Origin of the sequence: Streptomyces sp. CB02414 (assembly GCF_001905385.1) — a bacterium.
Lineage (GTDB): Bacteria > Actinomycetota > Actinomycetes > Streptomycetales > Streptomycetaceae > Streptomyces.
This window is the reverse complement of the sequence record NZ_LIPF01000003.1, coordinates 187,818-203,248: the sequence shown is the minus strand read 5'-3', so window position 1 is coordinate 203,248 and position 15,431 is coordinate 187,818. Positions and strand designations below refer to the sequence as shown.

Below are 15,431 nucleotides of genomic sequence, written 5' to 3'. Positions count from 1 at the left end.
CTCAGGGAGCGGAGCGCTCTGACAGCCGCCCGGGACGCGGCGGGCGAAGGAAGCGAGGAACAGCCTTCATGGGGCGCCGGCTCGTACCGCTCACGCTGGACAACCTTCAGGACCTTCCCCAGCGCTGTCGCACGTGCGTCTTCTGGGAGCTGGACCCCGTCAGCGGCGAAGCCGCAGTAAGGGCGGGCACGCCTGCTCTGGAGAAGGAATCCTGGATCTCGGCCGTCCTGCTGGACTGGGGGTCGTGCGGACGGGTGGTCTATGTCGACGACGTGCCGGTGGGCTTCGTGCTCTATGCGCCGCCCGCCTATGTGCCGCGATCGACGGCATTCCCCACCAGCCCCGTCTCGTCGGACGCCGTACAGCTGATGACCGCGTTCGTGATGCCCGGCTACCAGGGCCAGGGGCTTGGCAGGGTGATGGTCCAGACGGTTGCCAAGGATCTGTTGCGCCGGGGCTTCAAGGCGATCGAGGCGTTCGGGGACGCCCGCTGGAAGGAACCGGCCTGTGTGCTGCCTGCCGACCATCTGCTGGCCGTTGGCTTCAAGACGGTGCGCCCACATCCCAGCCATCCGCGACTGCGCCTGGATCTGCGTTCCACGCTGTCCTGGAAGGAAGACGTGGAGATGGCTCTGGACCGCCTGCTGGGTGCCGTCCAGAAGGAACCCGCGCTGCGGCCGTTGTAGCGGAGTCACCGTTCCGGGCACGGAAACAGAGCGAAGGGGCCGACCCGTCCGGGTCGGCCCCTTCGTGTTTCACGTGAAACGTCACTCGGCGATGAAGTCCTCGAGGTCGCGAACGATCGCGGCCTTCGGCTTGGCACCGACGATGGTCTTGGCGACCTCGCCACCCTGGTAGACGTTCAGGGTCGGGATGGACATGACGCCGTACTTGGCGGCCGTACCCGGGTTCTCGTCGATGTTCAGCTTGACGACCTCGATCTTGTCGCCGTACTCGGCGGCGATCGCCTCGAGGGACGGCGCGATCTGGCGGCAGGGGCCGCACCAGGCGGCCCAGAAGTCGACCAGCACGGGCTTGTCGCTCTTGAGGACCTCCTGCTCGAAGGAGTCGTCGGTCACGTGCTTCAGAGTTTCGGCCACGGCGGGCTCCTCAAAAATGGTTGGTGCGTGGGGCGGGTGGGTCAGACAACGGTCTTCTCGGGCTCGGCCTTGTCCTCGTCGGTGAGCGCGGCGAGGAAGCGCTCCGCGTCGAGCGCGGCGGAGCAGCCGGTACCGGCGGCGGTGATGGCCTGGCGGTAGGTGTGGTCGACCACGTCACCGGCGGCGAAGACACCGGTGAGGTTGGTGCGGGTCGACGGGGACTCGACCTTGAGGTAGCCCTCCGGGTCCAGGTCGAGCTGGCCCTTGAAGAGCTCGGTGCGCGGGTCGTGGCCGATCGCGATGAACAGGCCGGTCACCGGCAGGTCCGAGAGCTCACCGGTCTTGACGTTGCGCAGCTTCAGACCCGAGAGCTTCTGGTCGCCCTGGACCTCGGCGACCTCGCTGTCCCAGACGAACGTGATCTTGGGGTCGGCGAAGGCGCGCTCCTGCATCGCCTTCGAGGCGCGCAGGGTGTCACGGCGGTGGACGATCGTCACGGACTTGGCGAAGCGGGAGAGGAACGTGGCCTCCTCCATCGCGGTGTCACCGCCGCCGATCACGGCGATGTCCTGGTCCTTGAAGAAGAAGCCGTCGCAGGTCGCGCACCACGAGACGCCACGACCGGAGAGGGCGTCCTCGTTCGGCAGACCGAGCTTGCGGTGCTGGGAACCGGTGGTGACGATGACGGCCTTCGCCTGGTGGACCGTGCCCGCGGTGTCGGTGACGGTCTTGACCTCGCCGGTCAGGTCGACGGCGACGACGTCGTCCGGGATCAGCTCGGCGCCGAAGCGCTCCGCCTGGGCGCGCATGTTGTCCATGAGCTCGGGGCCCATGATGCCGTCCTGGAAGCCCGGGAAGTTCTCCACCTCGGTGGTGTTCATCAGCGCGCCGCCCGCGGTGACGGCGCCCTCGAACACCAGCGGCTTCAGCGACGCGCGCGCGGTGTAGAGCGCCGCCGTGTAGCCGGCGGGCCCGGAGCCGATGATGATCACGTTTCGGACGTCGCTCACGGCTTCATTCCTCGTCTCTGGACTGCGTCTTCAGGGCCGGGTGGAGCTTCTGTCGGAGCCCTCACCCCACCCAACGGATCCTAAGGGGCGCGCATTCCCGCTGTGTCCGGGCACACGGCAGACCCGCGCCGGGCGAGGGCTGAGCGTGTTATCAGGAGCGTGTTTTCAGGAGCGCGCGTAGGAGTGCTTCAGCAGAACCTTGGCCTTGCTGACGCTGGGCTGGCCCACACACGCCGACTCGACGATGTAGGCGGTGACCCGGCTGTCGTTGGCGGCGTCGGGCAGGACCACGAGGAGTGCCTCCTTGCCCTTGTAGACGCCCTCCTTCGTGGCGAGTGCCGCGTCGTCCCGGCCGATGCCCCGCTGGACGCACTCGGGAACCGACGGCTGCTTGAAGACATGGTTCTCGGCGCCGGTCTCGGATTCCATGCCGAAGCTGCGCGGCGTACGCGGCCCGTTCCGGGTGCTCTGCTCGTCGGCGATGAGGCCGGCGACCTGTTCCTTGAGCTTCCCCTCGGAGAAGGTGTCCGCGAGCGCCGTCTGCTGTCCGTGGGCGGTGTCGTCGGCCGGGTCACCGCCGGTGAGGGAGGAGACGACGACAGAGCCGAGTCCGAGGGTGGCTGCGGCGGCCACGGCACCGAGTACGATCCTGCGCCGTCCGCCTCGTCGGCGTTCCTTGCGCCCCGGGCCCGTGGAAGAGGGGCGGGCGTTCCCGGCAGGACGGTCGGTGGATGCCGATGTTTCACGTGAAACACGCACGCCGTCGTCGGCGGCGGTTGCGCTCAGTGGTGTCTCGGCGGTGAGGGCGGCGTCGATACGGGCGGCGACGTCGTCCGGCATGCGCTCCGGCCCCGGCAGGGTGCCGAGCAGTCCCTGGATCTCCTCCAGCGATGTGTAGACGTCTGTGCAGAGCCCACAGGTCTCCAGGTGCCGTCGGACGTCCGTGGTCCGTGACGGAGGGAGCAGGCCCTCGGTGAGGTCGGAGATCTCGGCGACGTCCGGGTGCCCGGTCATGTCTGTCGTCGACGACGTCACGCTCGTCCACCTCCGCCCTTCACTGCGGCTGAATCGCTCGGCCCTGTGTCCGACGGTCCCGCACGGCGCGGTCCCGCTGCCGGTGGGACGGATGTCCCCCGAGTCCGGTTCCGTTCATCGCCGGCCTTCCTGTCCTGGCCGGGCTTCGCGTCCTCGCCGCTGCCGTCCGGACGCAGGTGGGTCAGCAGCGGCAGGAGTCTGGCTCTGCCTCGCGCGCATCTGCTCTTGACCGTCCCGGTCGGCACATCCAGGATCCGGGCGGCCTCCGCGACGGGGTAGCCCTGCATGTCCACCAGGACGAGCGCCGCCCGCTGGTCGGCCGGCAGGGTGCCCAGGGCCTCCAGGAGCTGGCGATGCAGGTCGTTGCGTTCGGCGGGGGCCGATGCCGACTCGTGCGGTTCCAGGAGCTGTTCCAGGCGCTCGGTGTCATCGACCGGAGCGGTCTTCCGGGAGGCGGCCTTGCGGGCGCGGTCCAGGCAGGCGTTCACCGTGATCCGGTGCAGCCAGGTCGTGACGGCCGCCTGACCACGGAAGGTGTGGGCGGCCCGGTAGGCGGAGACGAGGGCGTCCTGAACGGCGTCGGCGGCCTCCTCTCGGTCCCCCAGCGTCCGCAGGGCCACGGCCCAGAGACGGTCGCGGTGACGGCGGACGAGCTCGCCGAAGGCGTCGGGGTCGCCCTCGACATGGCGGGCGAGGAGATCCTGATCGCTGACGTCGCCATAGGCGGTGCCGTCTGCCATCGGACCCCCTCCCCTTCAGCCGCCGGGCTCTCAGCCCTTGAACGTCACGTCGGTGATGGCCTGCTTGTACCCGGGGTCGCTGTACTTGTCGCCCGGCGCATGGGGCAGAGCGGTGAGCCACACGAGGACGTACTGCGTCTTCACCGGCTTGGTGAGCTTGACCGTGGCGTCGGTACCGCTGGTGGTGACCGTGCCGATCTTCCGCATCGCGTCGATCGACGAGGGCTGCAAGGAGTCCGCGGCGTACAGCTCCACCGTCGTGTGGTCGCCGCCGTAGAAGAGGCCGACGTCCGCCGTCGACAGGTCCTTGGACGAGCCGAGGTCGTAGACGATGCCGACGCCCGGCTTGAACGGCCCGATGACCGGCCCCTCGTAGAAGCTGTTGGTCCGCCAGAGGGTCGCGCTGTCGCCGTCGTAGGTCTTGCCGACGTCCCCCGGGTGCTGCGCGTCGCCCTTGACGACGAACTCCTGAGCTCCCTGAACCGCGATCGGCTTCGCCGGACGGGACTGCTTCTCGTTCTTGTCGTCGCCGTCCGTCGTCTGGGTCTGGTTCTGGTCGTCGGCCTTGCCGCCCCGCTCCATGAGCGCGTCGGCGAGCTGCCAGCTGCCCAGGCCGAGCGCGGCGATCAGCAGGGCGGAGACGCTCCACTTCAGCGCCTTGCCGGTACGGCTCTGCAGCGGTGGCGGCGGCGTCGGCACGGGCCGCGTGGCGCCGGGACGTGGTGCCGGACGGCCGTAGGCGCCCTGCTGGTAGGCGGTGCGCTGGTACTCGGGCGGGGCCGTGTACGCGGGCTCCGGCGGGCGGATGCGGGGCATCTCGCCGATCGCCTTCACCAGCTCCTCCGGCGTGGTGCACGGGGACTCGTGGCGGGAGGCCGTGGCGCCGTCGTTGACGAGCGCCCTCATGGTGAGCTCGGACAGGCCGCGGTGGACGCCCGCGCGCACCTGGTCGGGCGGAATCAGTCCGATGTCCTTCGGCAGACCTGCCAGCCCGTGCGCGTCGGTCTCGTACGGCCAGCGCTGGGTGAGCGCCGCGTACAGCAGGGCCCCGATGGCCTCCGTGTCGGTGCGCTGGGGGGTCTCGGAACTGATGCCGCGCAGGGCGGCGTTGACGGCGAGACCGCGGATCCGCCACTGGCCCGTCGAGGTCCGCAGCACGGCGTTGGGGCTCAGACGCAGATGGGCGAGGCCTTCACGGTGGGCCGCCGCCATCGCGGAGGCGACCTGACTGACCATCTGGTAGGCGTCGTACACCTCCAGCGGGCCGGAGGCGAGCAGCGCGGTCATCTCGGTGGCGTCGGGGAGCCATTCGTGCACGACGTAGACCAGGTCGTTGTCCTCGACGGCGTCGAGGACCTGGACGAAGCGCGGGTCGCCGAGCAGGGCGGAGGAGCGTGCCGCGGCCAGCACGGAGCGGGCGCGGGAGTGGTCCGCCGGGAGGACGTGCACGCCGACGGCGCGGCGGAGCTTCTCGTCGACGGCCCGCCAACTGCTGAAGCCGTCCAGACGGGTGACGCACTCCTCGAGGCGGTAGCGTCTGGCGAGTTTGTGCCCGCTGTGCAGTTCGGGAGGCGAGGCCTTGCCGGATTCCTCGCTCTTCGGGCTCCCCTGTGCCTCGTCGCTGTCCGTGTCCCGCTCCCGGTTGTTGGCCACCCCGTCGGCCGTGGACTGGTCCGCCTGTGCGGTCAGCGGCTCGTCACCGCTGTTGTCTGCCACGTCGACGGCAGCTGTGCTCCGTTCCGCCACCGTCGTTCTGCCTCCCCATTCGATGCGCGCCGACCGGCTCCCGATGCGCGCGGTCCGACGCCGAACCCAATTGTGCCCACAGTCCGCCGCTATGCACGACACACGGCGGTGAACGATGGTTGTGCGCCTACCCCGCCTCTCAGCGTCCCAGGCGTCCGCGCACCATGCCGACCAGCGAGTTGACTTCCTCGATGCGCATGCGGCGGGCGGCGACGAAGAAGACGCCGAACAGCAGCACACCGCCGGCCAGCAGCGCGGCGAACGATCCCAGGACGTCCTGGCCGAGCGCACGGCTGACCGCGTAGCAGGCCGCGCCGCTGAGCAGGGCCGCCGGCACGGAGGCGATGCACAGCCGGGCGTACGTCCGCAGCACCCGTGCGCCGTCGAGATCCCCGCCGAGCCGCTTGCGCAGCCTGCGCCAGGCGACGCCGACACCGATCACGTAGGCCAGCCCGTAGGAGGCGGCCATGCCGACGACGGCCCAGCGCGAGGGCAGGAGGAGGAAACACAGCGCCGAGGCAGCGGCGTTGACCACGGCCACGATGACGGTGTTGTAGAAGGGCGTCCGGGTGTCCTCGTAGGCGTAGAAGGCGCGCAGTACGACGTACTGGACGGAGTACGGGATGAGGCCGAGGCCGAAGGCCATCAGCATGTAGCCCATGTTGGTGGCTTCGCTCGTGCCCGAGGAGCCGAACATGAGCGTGCACATCGGGATGCCGAGGGCGACGAAACCGAAGGAGACGGGAACGATCGCGACGGCCGTGGTGCGCAGGCCCTGGGAGATGTCGTCCCGGACCGCGCCGCCGTCGTCCTCGGAGGCCGAGCGGGAGATGCGGGGCAGCAGGGCCGCCATCAGGGAGACGGTGATGATGGCCTGCGGCAGGCCCCAGATCAGCTGGGCGTTGGCGTAGGCGGCGAAGCCGGTGCCGTCGACGGGCGATGCCTTGCCGGCGGCCGTGGAGAGCTGGATGACGATCATGGCGCCCGCCTGGTTGGCGAGGACGAACAGGACCGTCCACTTGGCGAGGGTGATCGCCTTGCCGAGTCCGTGGCCCTTCCAGTCGAAGCGCGGCCGGAGCCGGAAGCCCGTTTCCCGCAGGTAGGGGATCATCGCCAGGGCCTGCACGATGAGGCCCAGCAGGACGCCGATGCCGAGCAGCCGCTCGCCCTCCGGCGGGATGCTCGTGACCTTCATCCCGGAGGTCTCCGCGGTGCCGTACACCCAGATGAACATCGCCAGGGTCACGATGATGACGATGTTGTTCAGGACCGGGGTCCACATCATCGCGCCGAACCTGCCGCGTGCGTTGAGGATCTGCCCCATCACCACGTGGAGGCCCATGAAGAAGATCGAGGGCAGGAAGTAGCGGACGAAGGTGATCCCGACCTCGTTCGCGGCCGGGTCACTGGCCACGGGGTTGGACAGGAGCCGGATCAGCAGAGGCGCGGCGAAGACCGTGATCACGGTGAGGACGCCGAGCGCCACCATGACGAGGGTCAGCAGGCGGTTGGCGTAGGCCTCGCCACCGTCCTCGTCCTCCTTCATGGCCCGCACGAGCTGCGGTACGAAGACCGAGTTCAGACCGCCGCCGACGGTCAGGATGTAGATCATGGTCGGCAGCTGGTAGGCGACCTGGAAGGTGTCGCCCAGCAGACCGACGCCCAGTGCCGAGACGATCAGCGCCGACCGGACGAACCCGGTCAGCCGCGACACCATCGTGCCCGCCGCCATCACGGCGCTCGACTTCAGCAGGCCGCCCGCACGTCCGCCCTTCTTCGGCGCGGCGGCCGGTGCGGGCTCGGGTGCCGGCTCGGGCTCCTGGAGGGGGGCCTCGGCCGCTTCGGGGGTGGGAGCCACCGCGTACTGGCCCGGAGCGGGCGCCGCGTGCTGCTGCCCGTACGCCGGCGGTTGCGCGCCGTACGGCCCGGGTGCCGGAGCGTTCTCGTACTGAGCGTGCCCCTGGGGGTAGCCGTACTGGCCCGGCTGCTGCCCGGGTCCGCCTCCGTACTGGCCCGGCGCCGAGGCGGGGGCGGGGACGGAGGCGTGGTCGTCGTAGGAGGGGTGGCCGCCGCCTTGCTGCTGGTCGCGGAACAGGTGGGCGAACGCGTCCGGCTCGTGGCGCTGCTCGCCCGCCTGGGTGACCAGGTCGTCGACGCCGACGAACTGAGTGGTGCGCGGATCGTCGCCGTACGGCAGGTACTGCGTGGGGCCCTCCGGTTCAGGAGCCGGTGTCTGGGCCCAGACGCGCGGGTCGGGGGCGTAGGGCGACTGGGGGGGCTGGGAGTACAGCGGCTGCTGGGGCGGGTGCGTGCCCGGCGGCGGTGGCGGGTGCGCGGCGCGGTCGTAGAGCGCCTCGGAGACCGGGTCCTGGGCGGCGAGGTCGTGCGCCCGGTAGGGATCCTGGTCGTAGGCGTCCTGGAGGTACATGTCCGCGTGCGGCTGCGGCGGTGTCTGTCCGGGGTCGGCCGGCGGACCCTCGGGGTGACCCGAGCCGTCCGCGGTCCCACCGCGGTCACCGTCGTACGGCGCGTTCATGGTTACCCCACCTCATCGTCCCGGGCCCACGGCCACGACATCCTCAACGGTCCACTCTCTCACCCGTGCCGGACGGGTCGGCGTTTTCCGCTGCGGTGTCCGGTGCCGGGTCACTCGGCTGCTCCGGGTCGCCTGCCCGGGGGCGTGCGTCGGACTCCTCGCTGAGACGCTCGCCGGGGCCTTCCGGGTTCTCCGGACCGTCCTCGGTGTCCTCGGCGTCCTCCGCGTCACCCGCCTCGCCCTTCTCGGCGTCGCGGGCCGCGGCCCTCTTGCGCTGGGTGTACATGCGGAAGCCGGCCAGGACGAGCAGCAGGACGCCGCCGCCGATGACGAGCATCACGGTGGCCGTGATCTCGGTGACCTTCACGTCGAAGGTGACGGGGTCGCCGTACGCGCGCCCGTCCATCGTGTAGAGCTGGGCGACCACCGTGGCCCGGCCGTTGGCGTTGGCCGACGTGGTGAACTTCACCGACTGGCTGTGGCCGCCGGAGACGGAGATCGGCTGCTCCTCGTAGTCGGCGCCGTCGATCTCCAGACGGGTCGGGTTGGTGGAGGTGAGCCGCAGGACCAGGGGCCCGACGTCCTGCACCAGGTTGTTCTGCACCGTCACGGGGATCGTGGCGCTGCGGCCGGAGAGCTTCGTCTCCGACTTGTCGATCAGCCTGACCCGGCCGGTCAGTCCGTCGAGGTATGTCTTCACCCTGGTGCGGAAGGACTTCGCCTCGTCGGCCCGGCCGCGCCAGGACGCGGACATCTCCCGGTTCAGCGCGCGTCCGAAGGGGGTCGCCACCCGGGACGGGTCGGACAGGACGACCTTGAAGTTGTCGAGCGCGTCCTGTGTGCGCGCGATCTGCACGAACGCCGACCGGGGCAGCTCCTGCCTGCGCAGGGACGCGGGGTAGGCGGAGGCACTCGGGACCTTCGTGGTGGCGTCCGGGTCGGGCTTGGCCGCGGCGGCCGCCGACAGCTTCTGGGACTCGGACCAGGTGCCGTCCTGCAGCGCGCGCAGCGCCTCGGCCATCGCGCGGGCCTGGCTGCCGGAGGGCATCCGCTGCGGGGCGATGACGATGCTGCGCTGCTTGCCGGTCTGGAGGTTCAGGGACAGGCTCTGGGCGAGGAACCGCTGGACCGCGAGCGTGGACGCGGAGGCGTCGGTCAGGTCGCCCTCGAACGCCCTGGACAGCCGGGAGTCCGCGACGACTGCCGTCGTGCCGCCGCCGACGGGGCGCGCCGCGGAGGGCGTGTACGGCAGGCCGCTGGTCTCCTGGAGGCTGTCGCTGCGGGCGATCACCTTGTCGGCGCCCGCCGAGGTGGCGACCTTGACGATGGAGCGGTCGACCGCGCCGTCCACGGGCCAGGCGAAGTCGGTGCTCGGCTTCACGTGCAGGATCGGGTCGACCGTGTTGTGGATGACGTCCGTGGCGCTCTTGAGCTGGCTGAGGGAGCCGGTGACGTCGGTGCCGTTGTGGGCCAGGGAGGCCAGGTCGGGGTCGGCGAAGGGGAGGGAGATGACCTCCGCGTCGGCCACCGCGTCCTGGAGGTCGGCGAGCCACTGCTTGGCCACGTCCTGGTGGGTGCCGGCGACCGTCTTGTCTCCGTCGCGGACGCTGTAGTTTCCCGTCATCGCGTCGACGGACGCCAGCAGGTCGGGATCGACGACCCAGGTGACGTCGAGGTCCTTGCCGAGCGTCACCATCTGGTTGAGGCGCCCCCCGGGGGAGATCTCCTCGGCCAGGTCGTCGTTGAGGAAGACCGGTGTCTGTTCCTCGTTCGGCCCGGTCTCGGCGGCCATGTGCGTGGTGGAGACGAGCGGCCACAGCGCCGTCGTCTTCGTTTTGGTGCCGGCCTCGTCGGGCTGCCAGGGCAGGAAGGTGCGCTGGATGCCGAGGACCCGCTCCCAGGGCTGGGCGGAGGTCTCCCCGGAGAGGGACACGGCGAATTCGTAGACGCCGTCGTCGCCGAGTTCCAGGTCGTCGACCGGTACCGAGATGTTGAAGTGCTCGGCGACGCCGGGGGTGAGCTTGGAGAACTTCTCCGTGTACTTGTCGTCGATCTCCGGAGGAATGGACCCCTGGAGGTCGTCGGCGTCCTTGGCGATCGCGTCGACGGACGAGCGGGTGTTGATCTCGGGTCCCAGCCGCAGACCCACGTGGGCGTCGGTGACGGTCTGCTTGCCGTTGTTGGTCACGGTGCCGGACACGGTCACCGTGTCGCCGTCGGTGGGTGCCGAGGGGGTGAGCGAGTCGACGGCGACGGCCACGGAGCCCGCGTCGCCGTCGGCCTTCGCGGAGGGCTGCCCGTCGGCGTGCGCGGGGCCCGCGGCCGGCAGCTGGACCAGGCCGGCCAGCAGCGGCGCGCCCGCGACCAGTGCCGTGGTGCGCCGTAGCCACCGGCGGGCAGGTGAGGGACTGGTCCCCTGGAAGTCTGCCGCCTCGGCCACGCGCTCGCCCGTCCCTCGTCATCGTCAGTGGTCGTCGGAATGTGCGTCCACGCATGGTAACGATGCGCGCTGAGGGTAAGTGCCGCGACGTACGCCACAAGATCCGCCGCCGGCCGCGGCGGTCCCGTATGTGCGCCTATATAGGGAGGGGCGCCTATGAGGGGTGTTCGGTGCGCGATCAAAGGGGGCGCGGGGTTCCGCGCGAGCCACGTACCCTTTTCTGTTGTGCCGAACGCCAACGAAGCCAACCCCAGTGTCCCCAGCCAGGAGCAGCGCCGAGCGGTGAGTGAACTGCTGCGGGTCGCCCCTGTCGCCGACGACCTCGCCCGCCGCTTCCGGGAGGCCGGGTTCTCCCTCGCCCTGGTCGGCGGCTCGGTCCGGGACGCGTTGCTCGGCCGGCTCGGCAATGATCTGGACTTCACGACCGACGCCCGCCCGCAGGACGTACTGAAGATCATGAAGCCCTGGGCGGACGCGGTCTGGGACGTCGGGATCGCCTTCGGCACGGTCGGGGCACAGAAGGCCGCCGGCGTGGGAGACGCTGACCGGATCTGGCAGATCGAGGTGACCACGTATCGGTCGGAGGCGTACGACCGCACCTCGCGCAAGCCGGAGGTGTCGTACGGCGACTCCATCGACGACGATCTCGTCCGGCGCGACTTCACCGTGAACGCGATGGCCGTCGCGCTGCCGGAGAAGGAGTTCATCGACCCGCACGGCGGGCTCGAGGACCTCGCGGCCCGAGTCCTGCGCACCCCGGGCACCCCCGAGGAGTCGTTCTCGGACGATCCGCTCCGGATGATGCGCGCCGCCCGGTTCGCCGCACAGCTCGACTTCGAGGTGGCGCCCGAGGTCGTGAAGGCCATGACGGACATGGCCGGGCGCATCGGCATCGTCTCGGCCGAGCGGGTCCGGGACGAGCTGAACAAGCTCATCCTCTCGCCCCACCCCCGCAAGGGCCTGTCCCTGCTGGTGGAGACCGGGCTGGCAGAGCACGTCCTTCCCGAGCTGCCGGCCCTGCGGCTGGAGCGGGACGAGCACCACCGGCACAAGGACGTCTACGACCACACGCTGATCGTTCTGGAACAGGCGATGGCCCTGGAGACCGAGGGCCCCGACCTCACCCTCCGGCTGGCCGCGCTGCTGCACGACATCGGCAAGCCGCGCACGCGCCGCTTCGAGAAGGACGGGCGGGTCTCGTTCCACCACCACGAAGTGGTCGGGGCGAAGATGACGAAGAAGCGCATGACCGCGCTCAAGTACTCCAACGAGCTGGTGAAGGACGTCTCGCGCCTGGTCGAGCTGCACCTGCGGTTCCACGGTTACGGCACCGGCGAGTGGACGGACTCCGCGGTCCGCCGGTACGTCCGGGACGCCGGCCCTCTGCTGGACCGCCTGCACAAGCTGACCCGCTCGGACTGCACGACCCGCAACAAGCGCAAGGCCTCGGCGCTCTCCCGTGCATACGACGGGCTGGAGGAGCGGATCGCTCAGCTCCAGGAGCAGGAGGAGCTGGACGCGATCCGCCCGGACCTGGACGGCAACCAGATCATGGAGATCCTCGGCGTCAGCCCCGGGCCGGCGGTGGGCCAGGCGTACAAGCACCTGCTGGAGCTGCGCCTGGAGAACGGGCCGATGGAGCACGACGCCGCGGTGGGTGCGCTCAAGGAGTGGTGGGCCGCGCAGGAGCGGTGAGCATGCGAAAGCGGGGTCATGTTTCACGTGAAACATGACCCCGCTTTTCCGCGTCCAGGGCGTGGGCTACTTCACTTCCTTGAGGCAGAGCACGACCCTGTGGCTGCTGTCGCCCGTCTGGTAGTAGGCGATCGTCGCTTCCTTGACCGCCTCGCACTTGCTGTCGTCGCTGGTGTTGTCGAACTTCTCGACCACCTCGTACTCCGCGTCACTCGAGGAGCAGTCGACCGTCTTGAGCTCCGGGGTGATCTGCGAGCCCTCGTTGTGCATGCAGTCGCCCACCGCGGTGGTCTCGGCGTCCGACTGTCCCAGGTACCACTTGCCCACGCCGAGCAGGGCGGCCACCAGGATGACGCCGACGATGCTCAGCAGCTTCTTCTTGACCCGGCTGGAGCGGGAGGGCGGCGGAACGGGCGCGCCGGGCGGGGGGAATCCCGGCTGGCCGGCCTGCTGCGGGAAGCCCTGCTGGCCCTGCGCGTACGGGTTCATGCCCTGGGGCTGCTGCGGAGCAGTCGGCTGGCCCTGCGCGAACGGGTTGCCCTGGGGCGGCGGAGTGGTCACTGGGTTCCCCCTGAAGAGATAGGTACGTGTCGCGAACATGTCGCGAATAAGACCCACGTAAGCTATCGCTCCCCACTGACAACTCTGTAGTCCAGTGGGGCTTCGTGGCACTGATGTGACACTTACTGACTTTCAAACCGGGTCATAGCCACCGCAACCGCTCCGTAGACCAGGGCGACTGTCACGATCAGCGTGACCGAACGGCCGTCCGGGGGCAGCATCAGGGCGGCCACCCCGGCGGCGCCGACGAAGGCGACGTTGAACAGGACGTCGTAGACGGAAAAGATCCGGCCACGGAAGGCGTCGTCGACCGAGGACTGCACCACCGTGTCCGTGGCGATCTTCGCCCCCTGGGTCGTCAGCCCGAGAACGAACGCCGCGACGAGCAGCGGCACGGTGGCGAACGGCAGCCCGAGCGCAGGCACCAGCACCGTGGCGATCCCCGCACACACGGCCATCCAGCGTCCGGGCCCGAGCCGTCCCGCCGCCCAGGGCGTGACCACGGCGGCGGCGAAGAAGCCCGCGCCGGAGACACCCAGCGCCACCCCCAGCAGGGCGAGCCCCTCGTCCGTGTCCGAGGTCAGGGCGTACCGGCACAGCATCAGCAGCATGACCAGCAGGGCGCCGTAGCAGAACCGCATCAGCGTCATGCCCGCGAGCGACCAGGCCGCCTCCCGGCGCGCGGGCGCGGCAAGGTGGCGTACCCCCGACACCAGGTCGCGGGCGGTGACGGCGAGCGCCGACGCCAGACGCGGCGCCTGCGTACGGTCCGGCCCGAGCAGTTCCACGGCGATGCTCAGTGACGCCAGTGCCCCGCACAGGTACAGGGCGGCTCCGAGCAGCACCACGGCGGCGTCGGAGTCCGCCACCACGAGGCGGACGACGAATGCGAGGCCGCCGCCAGCCGTGGCGGCAAGGGTGCCGGCGGTCGGGGAGAGCGAGTTGGCGATCACCAGGCGCTCGGCGTCGACCACGCGCGGCAGCGCGGCGGACAGGCCGGCGAGGACGAAGCGGTTGACGGCGGTGACGCAGAGCGCGGAGACGTAGAAGAGCCAGTCCGGTACGGAGGCCATCATCAGGACCGCCGTCACCGAGGCCAGTGCGGCGCGCAGCAGGTTGCCGTACAGGAAGACCTGACGGCGGCGCCAGCGGTCCAGGAGGGCGCCGGCGAAGGGGCCCACCAGGGAGTAGGGGAGCAGCAGGACCGCCATCGCGGAGGCGATCGCGGCGGGGGAGGTCTGCTTCTCCGGGGAGAAGACGACGTAGGTGGCGAGCGCGACCTGGTAGACCCCGTCGGCGCCCTGGGAGAGCAGGCGCACGGCGAGCAGGCGCCTGAAGCCCTTCAGGCGCAACAGGACGCGCAGGTCACGGACGACGGCCATGGGGCACAGCCTCACATACGGGAAAGGTCCCCGGGTCACGTGACCCGGGGACCTCCGACGTGCCGGAGCCGGCGCTCGTCAGCGCTCGGCCTCGCCGGCGATGAACTTCTCGACGTTGGCGCGGGCCTCGTCGTCGAAGTACTGGACCGGCGGGGACTTCATGAAGTAGCTCGACGCCGACAGGATCGGACCGCCGATGCCGCGGTCCTTGGCGATCTTCGCGGCGCGCAGGGCGTCGATGATGACACCCGCGGAGTTCGGGGAGTCCCAGACCTCGAGCTTGTACTCCAGGTTCAGCGGGACGTCGCCGAACGCGCGGCCCTCGAGACGGACGTAGGCCCACTTGCGGTCGTCCAGCCACGCGACGTAGTCGGACGGGCCGATGTGGACGTTCTTCTCGCCCATGTCCCGGTCGGGGATCTGCGAGGTGACGGCCTGCGTCTTGGAGATCTTCTTCGACTCGAGGCGGTCGCGCTCGAGCATGTTCTTGAAGTCCATGTTGCCGCCGACGTTCAGCTGCATCGTGCGGTCCAGGACGACGCCCCGGTCCTCGAACAGCTTTGCCATGACGCGGTGCGTGATGGTGGCGCCGACCTGCGACTTGATGTCGTCACCGACGATCGGGACGCCCGCCTCGGTGAACTTGTCCGCCCACTCCTTGGTGCCGGCGATGAAGACCGGAAGGGCGTTGACGAAGGCGACCTTGGCGTCGATGGCGCACTGGGCGTAGTACTTCGCCGCGTCCTCGGAGCCGACGGGCAGGTAGCAGACGAGGACGTCGACCTGCTTGTCCTTGAGGACCTGGACGATGTCGGCCGGCTCCTCGGCGGACTCCTCGATCGTCTCGCGGTAGTACTTGCCGAGACCGTCGAGGGTGTGGCCGCGCTGGACCTGGACGCCGCTGTTCGGCACGTCGCAGATCTTGATGGTGTTGTTCTCGGAGGCGCCGATGGCGTCCGCCAGGTCCAGGCCGACCTTCTTGGCGTCCACGTCGAAGGCGGCGACGAACTCGATGTCACGGACGTGGTAGTCGCCGAACTGGACGTGCATCAGGCCCGGGACCTTGGACGCCGGGTCGGCGTCCTTGTAGTACTCGACGCCCTGCACCAGCGATGCGGCGCAGTTGCCCACGCCGACGATGGCTACGCGAACCGAACCCATTCCGGTTGCTCCCTGTGTGTACGAG

General features: G+C 70.0%; 12 protein-coding genes. 2 read left to right on the top strand and 10 right to left on the bottom strand.

Going from position 1 to position 15,431, the window contains the following annotated elements; translation table 11 throughout:
• Positions 1-68: 68 nt before the first annotated feature.
• Positions 69-686, top strand: coding sequence for a GNAT family N-acetyltransferase (locus AMK11_RS11920; RefSeq protein ID WP_073726099.1), 618 nt, complete (start codon positions 69-71; stop codon positions 684-686).
• Positions 687-767: 81 nt separating this feature from the next.
• On the opposite strand, the gene trxA is transcribed toward AMK11_RS11920, so the two are convergent.
• From trxA to AMK11_RS11885, 7 genes are all read right to left on the bottom strand, one after another.
• The gene (trxA, locus tag AMK11_RS11915; protein WP_073726097.1) at positions 768-1,100 is read right to left on the bottom strand and encodes a thioredoxin; all 333 of its coding nucleotides are present in this window, start codon (positions 1,098-1,100) and stop codon (positions 768-770) included.
• A gap of 41 nt (positions 1,101-1,141) precedes the next feature.
• Entirely contained in the window at positions 1,142-2,110 is a 969-nt protein-coding gene (gene trxB / locus AMK11_RS11910) for a thioredoxin-disulfide reductase (protein ID WP_073726095.1), read from the bottom strand.
• Between the two features lie 165 nt (positions 2,111-2,275).
• Complete coding sequence (locus AMK11_RS11905; RefSeq protein WP_107429673.1) at positions 2,276-3,124, bottom strand: anti-sigma factor family protein; 849 nt, start codon at positions 3,122-3,124, stop codon at positions 2,276-2,278.
• A gap of 17 nt (positions 3,125-3,141) precedes the next feature.
• Complete coding sequence (gene sigM, locus AMK11_RS11900) at positions 3,142-3,885, bottom strand: RNA polymerase sigma factor SigM (RefSeq protein ID WP_073726091.1); 744 nt, start codon at positions 3,883-3,885, stop codon at positions 3,142-3,144.
• Positions 3,886-3,915: 30 nt separating this feature from the next.
• Positions 3,916-5,631 (bottom strand): protein kinase family protein, encoded by a 1,716-nt coding sequence (locus AMK11_RS11895; protein ID WP_073726089.1) that lies wholly within the window; start codon positions 5,629-5,631, stop codon positions 3,916-3,918.
• A 139-nt stretch (positions 5,632-5,770) separates the two neighbouring features.
• Positions 5,771-8,167, bottom strand: a complete 2,397-nt coding sequence (gene murJ / locus AMK11_RS11890) for a murein biosynthesis integral membrane protein MurJ (protein WP_073726087.1) — start codon at positions 8,165-8,167, stop codon at positions 5,771-5,773.
• Positions 8,168-8,210: 43 nt separating this feature from the next.
• Positions 8,211-10,607 (bottom strand): DUF6049 family protein, encoded by a 2,397-nt coding sequence (locus AMK11_RS11885; RefSeq protein WP_073726085.1) that lies wholly within the window; start codon positions 10,605-10,607, stop codon positions 8,211-8,213.
• Between the two features lie 225 nt (positions 10,608-10,832).
• Here AMK11_RS11885 and AMK11_RS11880 point away from each other — a divergent pair, with 225 nt between their 5' ends.
• A complete protein-coding gene (locus tag AMK11_RS11880; protein WP_073726083.1) occupies positions 10,833-12,302 on the top strand; it encodes a CCA tRNA nucleotidyltransferase in 1,470 nt (489 codons plus the stop codon).
• A gap of 66 nt (positions 12,303-12,368) precedes the next feature.
• Here the strand turns inward: AMK11_RS11880 and AMK11_RS11875 are convergent, their stop codons facing one another.
• From AMK11_RS11875 to AMK11_RS11865, 3 genes are all read right to left on the bottom strand, one after another.
• Positions 12,369-12,863 (bottom strand): LppU/SCO3897 family protein, encoded by a 495-nt coding sequence (locus AMK11_RS11875; RefSeq protein ID WP_073726081.1) that lies wholly within the window; start codon positions 12,861-12,863, stop codon positions 12,369-12,371.
• Positions 12,864-12,985: 122 nt separating this feature from the next.
• Positions 12,986-14,245 (bottom strand): MFS transporter, encoded by a 1,260-nt coding sequence (locus tag AMK11_RS11870; protein WP_073726079.1) that lies wholly within the window; start codon positions 14,243-14,245, stop codon positions 12,986-12,988.
• Positions 14,246-14,323: 78 nt separating this feature from the next.
• Positions 14,324-15,406: an inositol-3-phosphate synthase gene (locus tag AMK11_RS11865; RefSeq protein ID WP_073726077.1), complete on the bottom strand. Its 1,083-nt coding sequence runs from the start codon at positions 15,404-15,406 to the stop codon at positions 14,324-14,326.
• Positions 15,407-15,431: the final 25 nt, after the last annotated feature.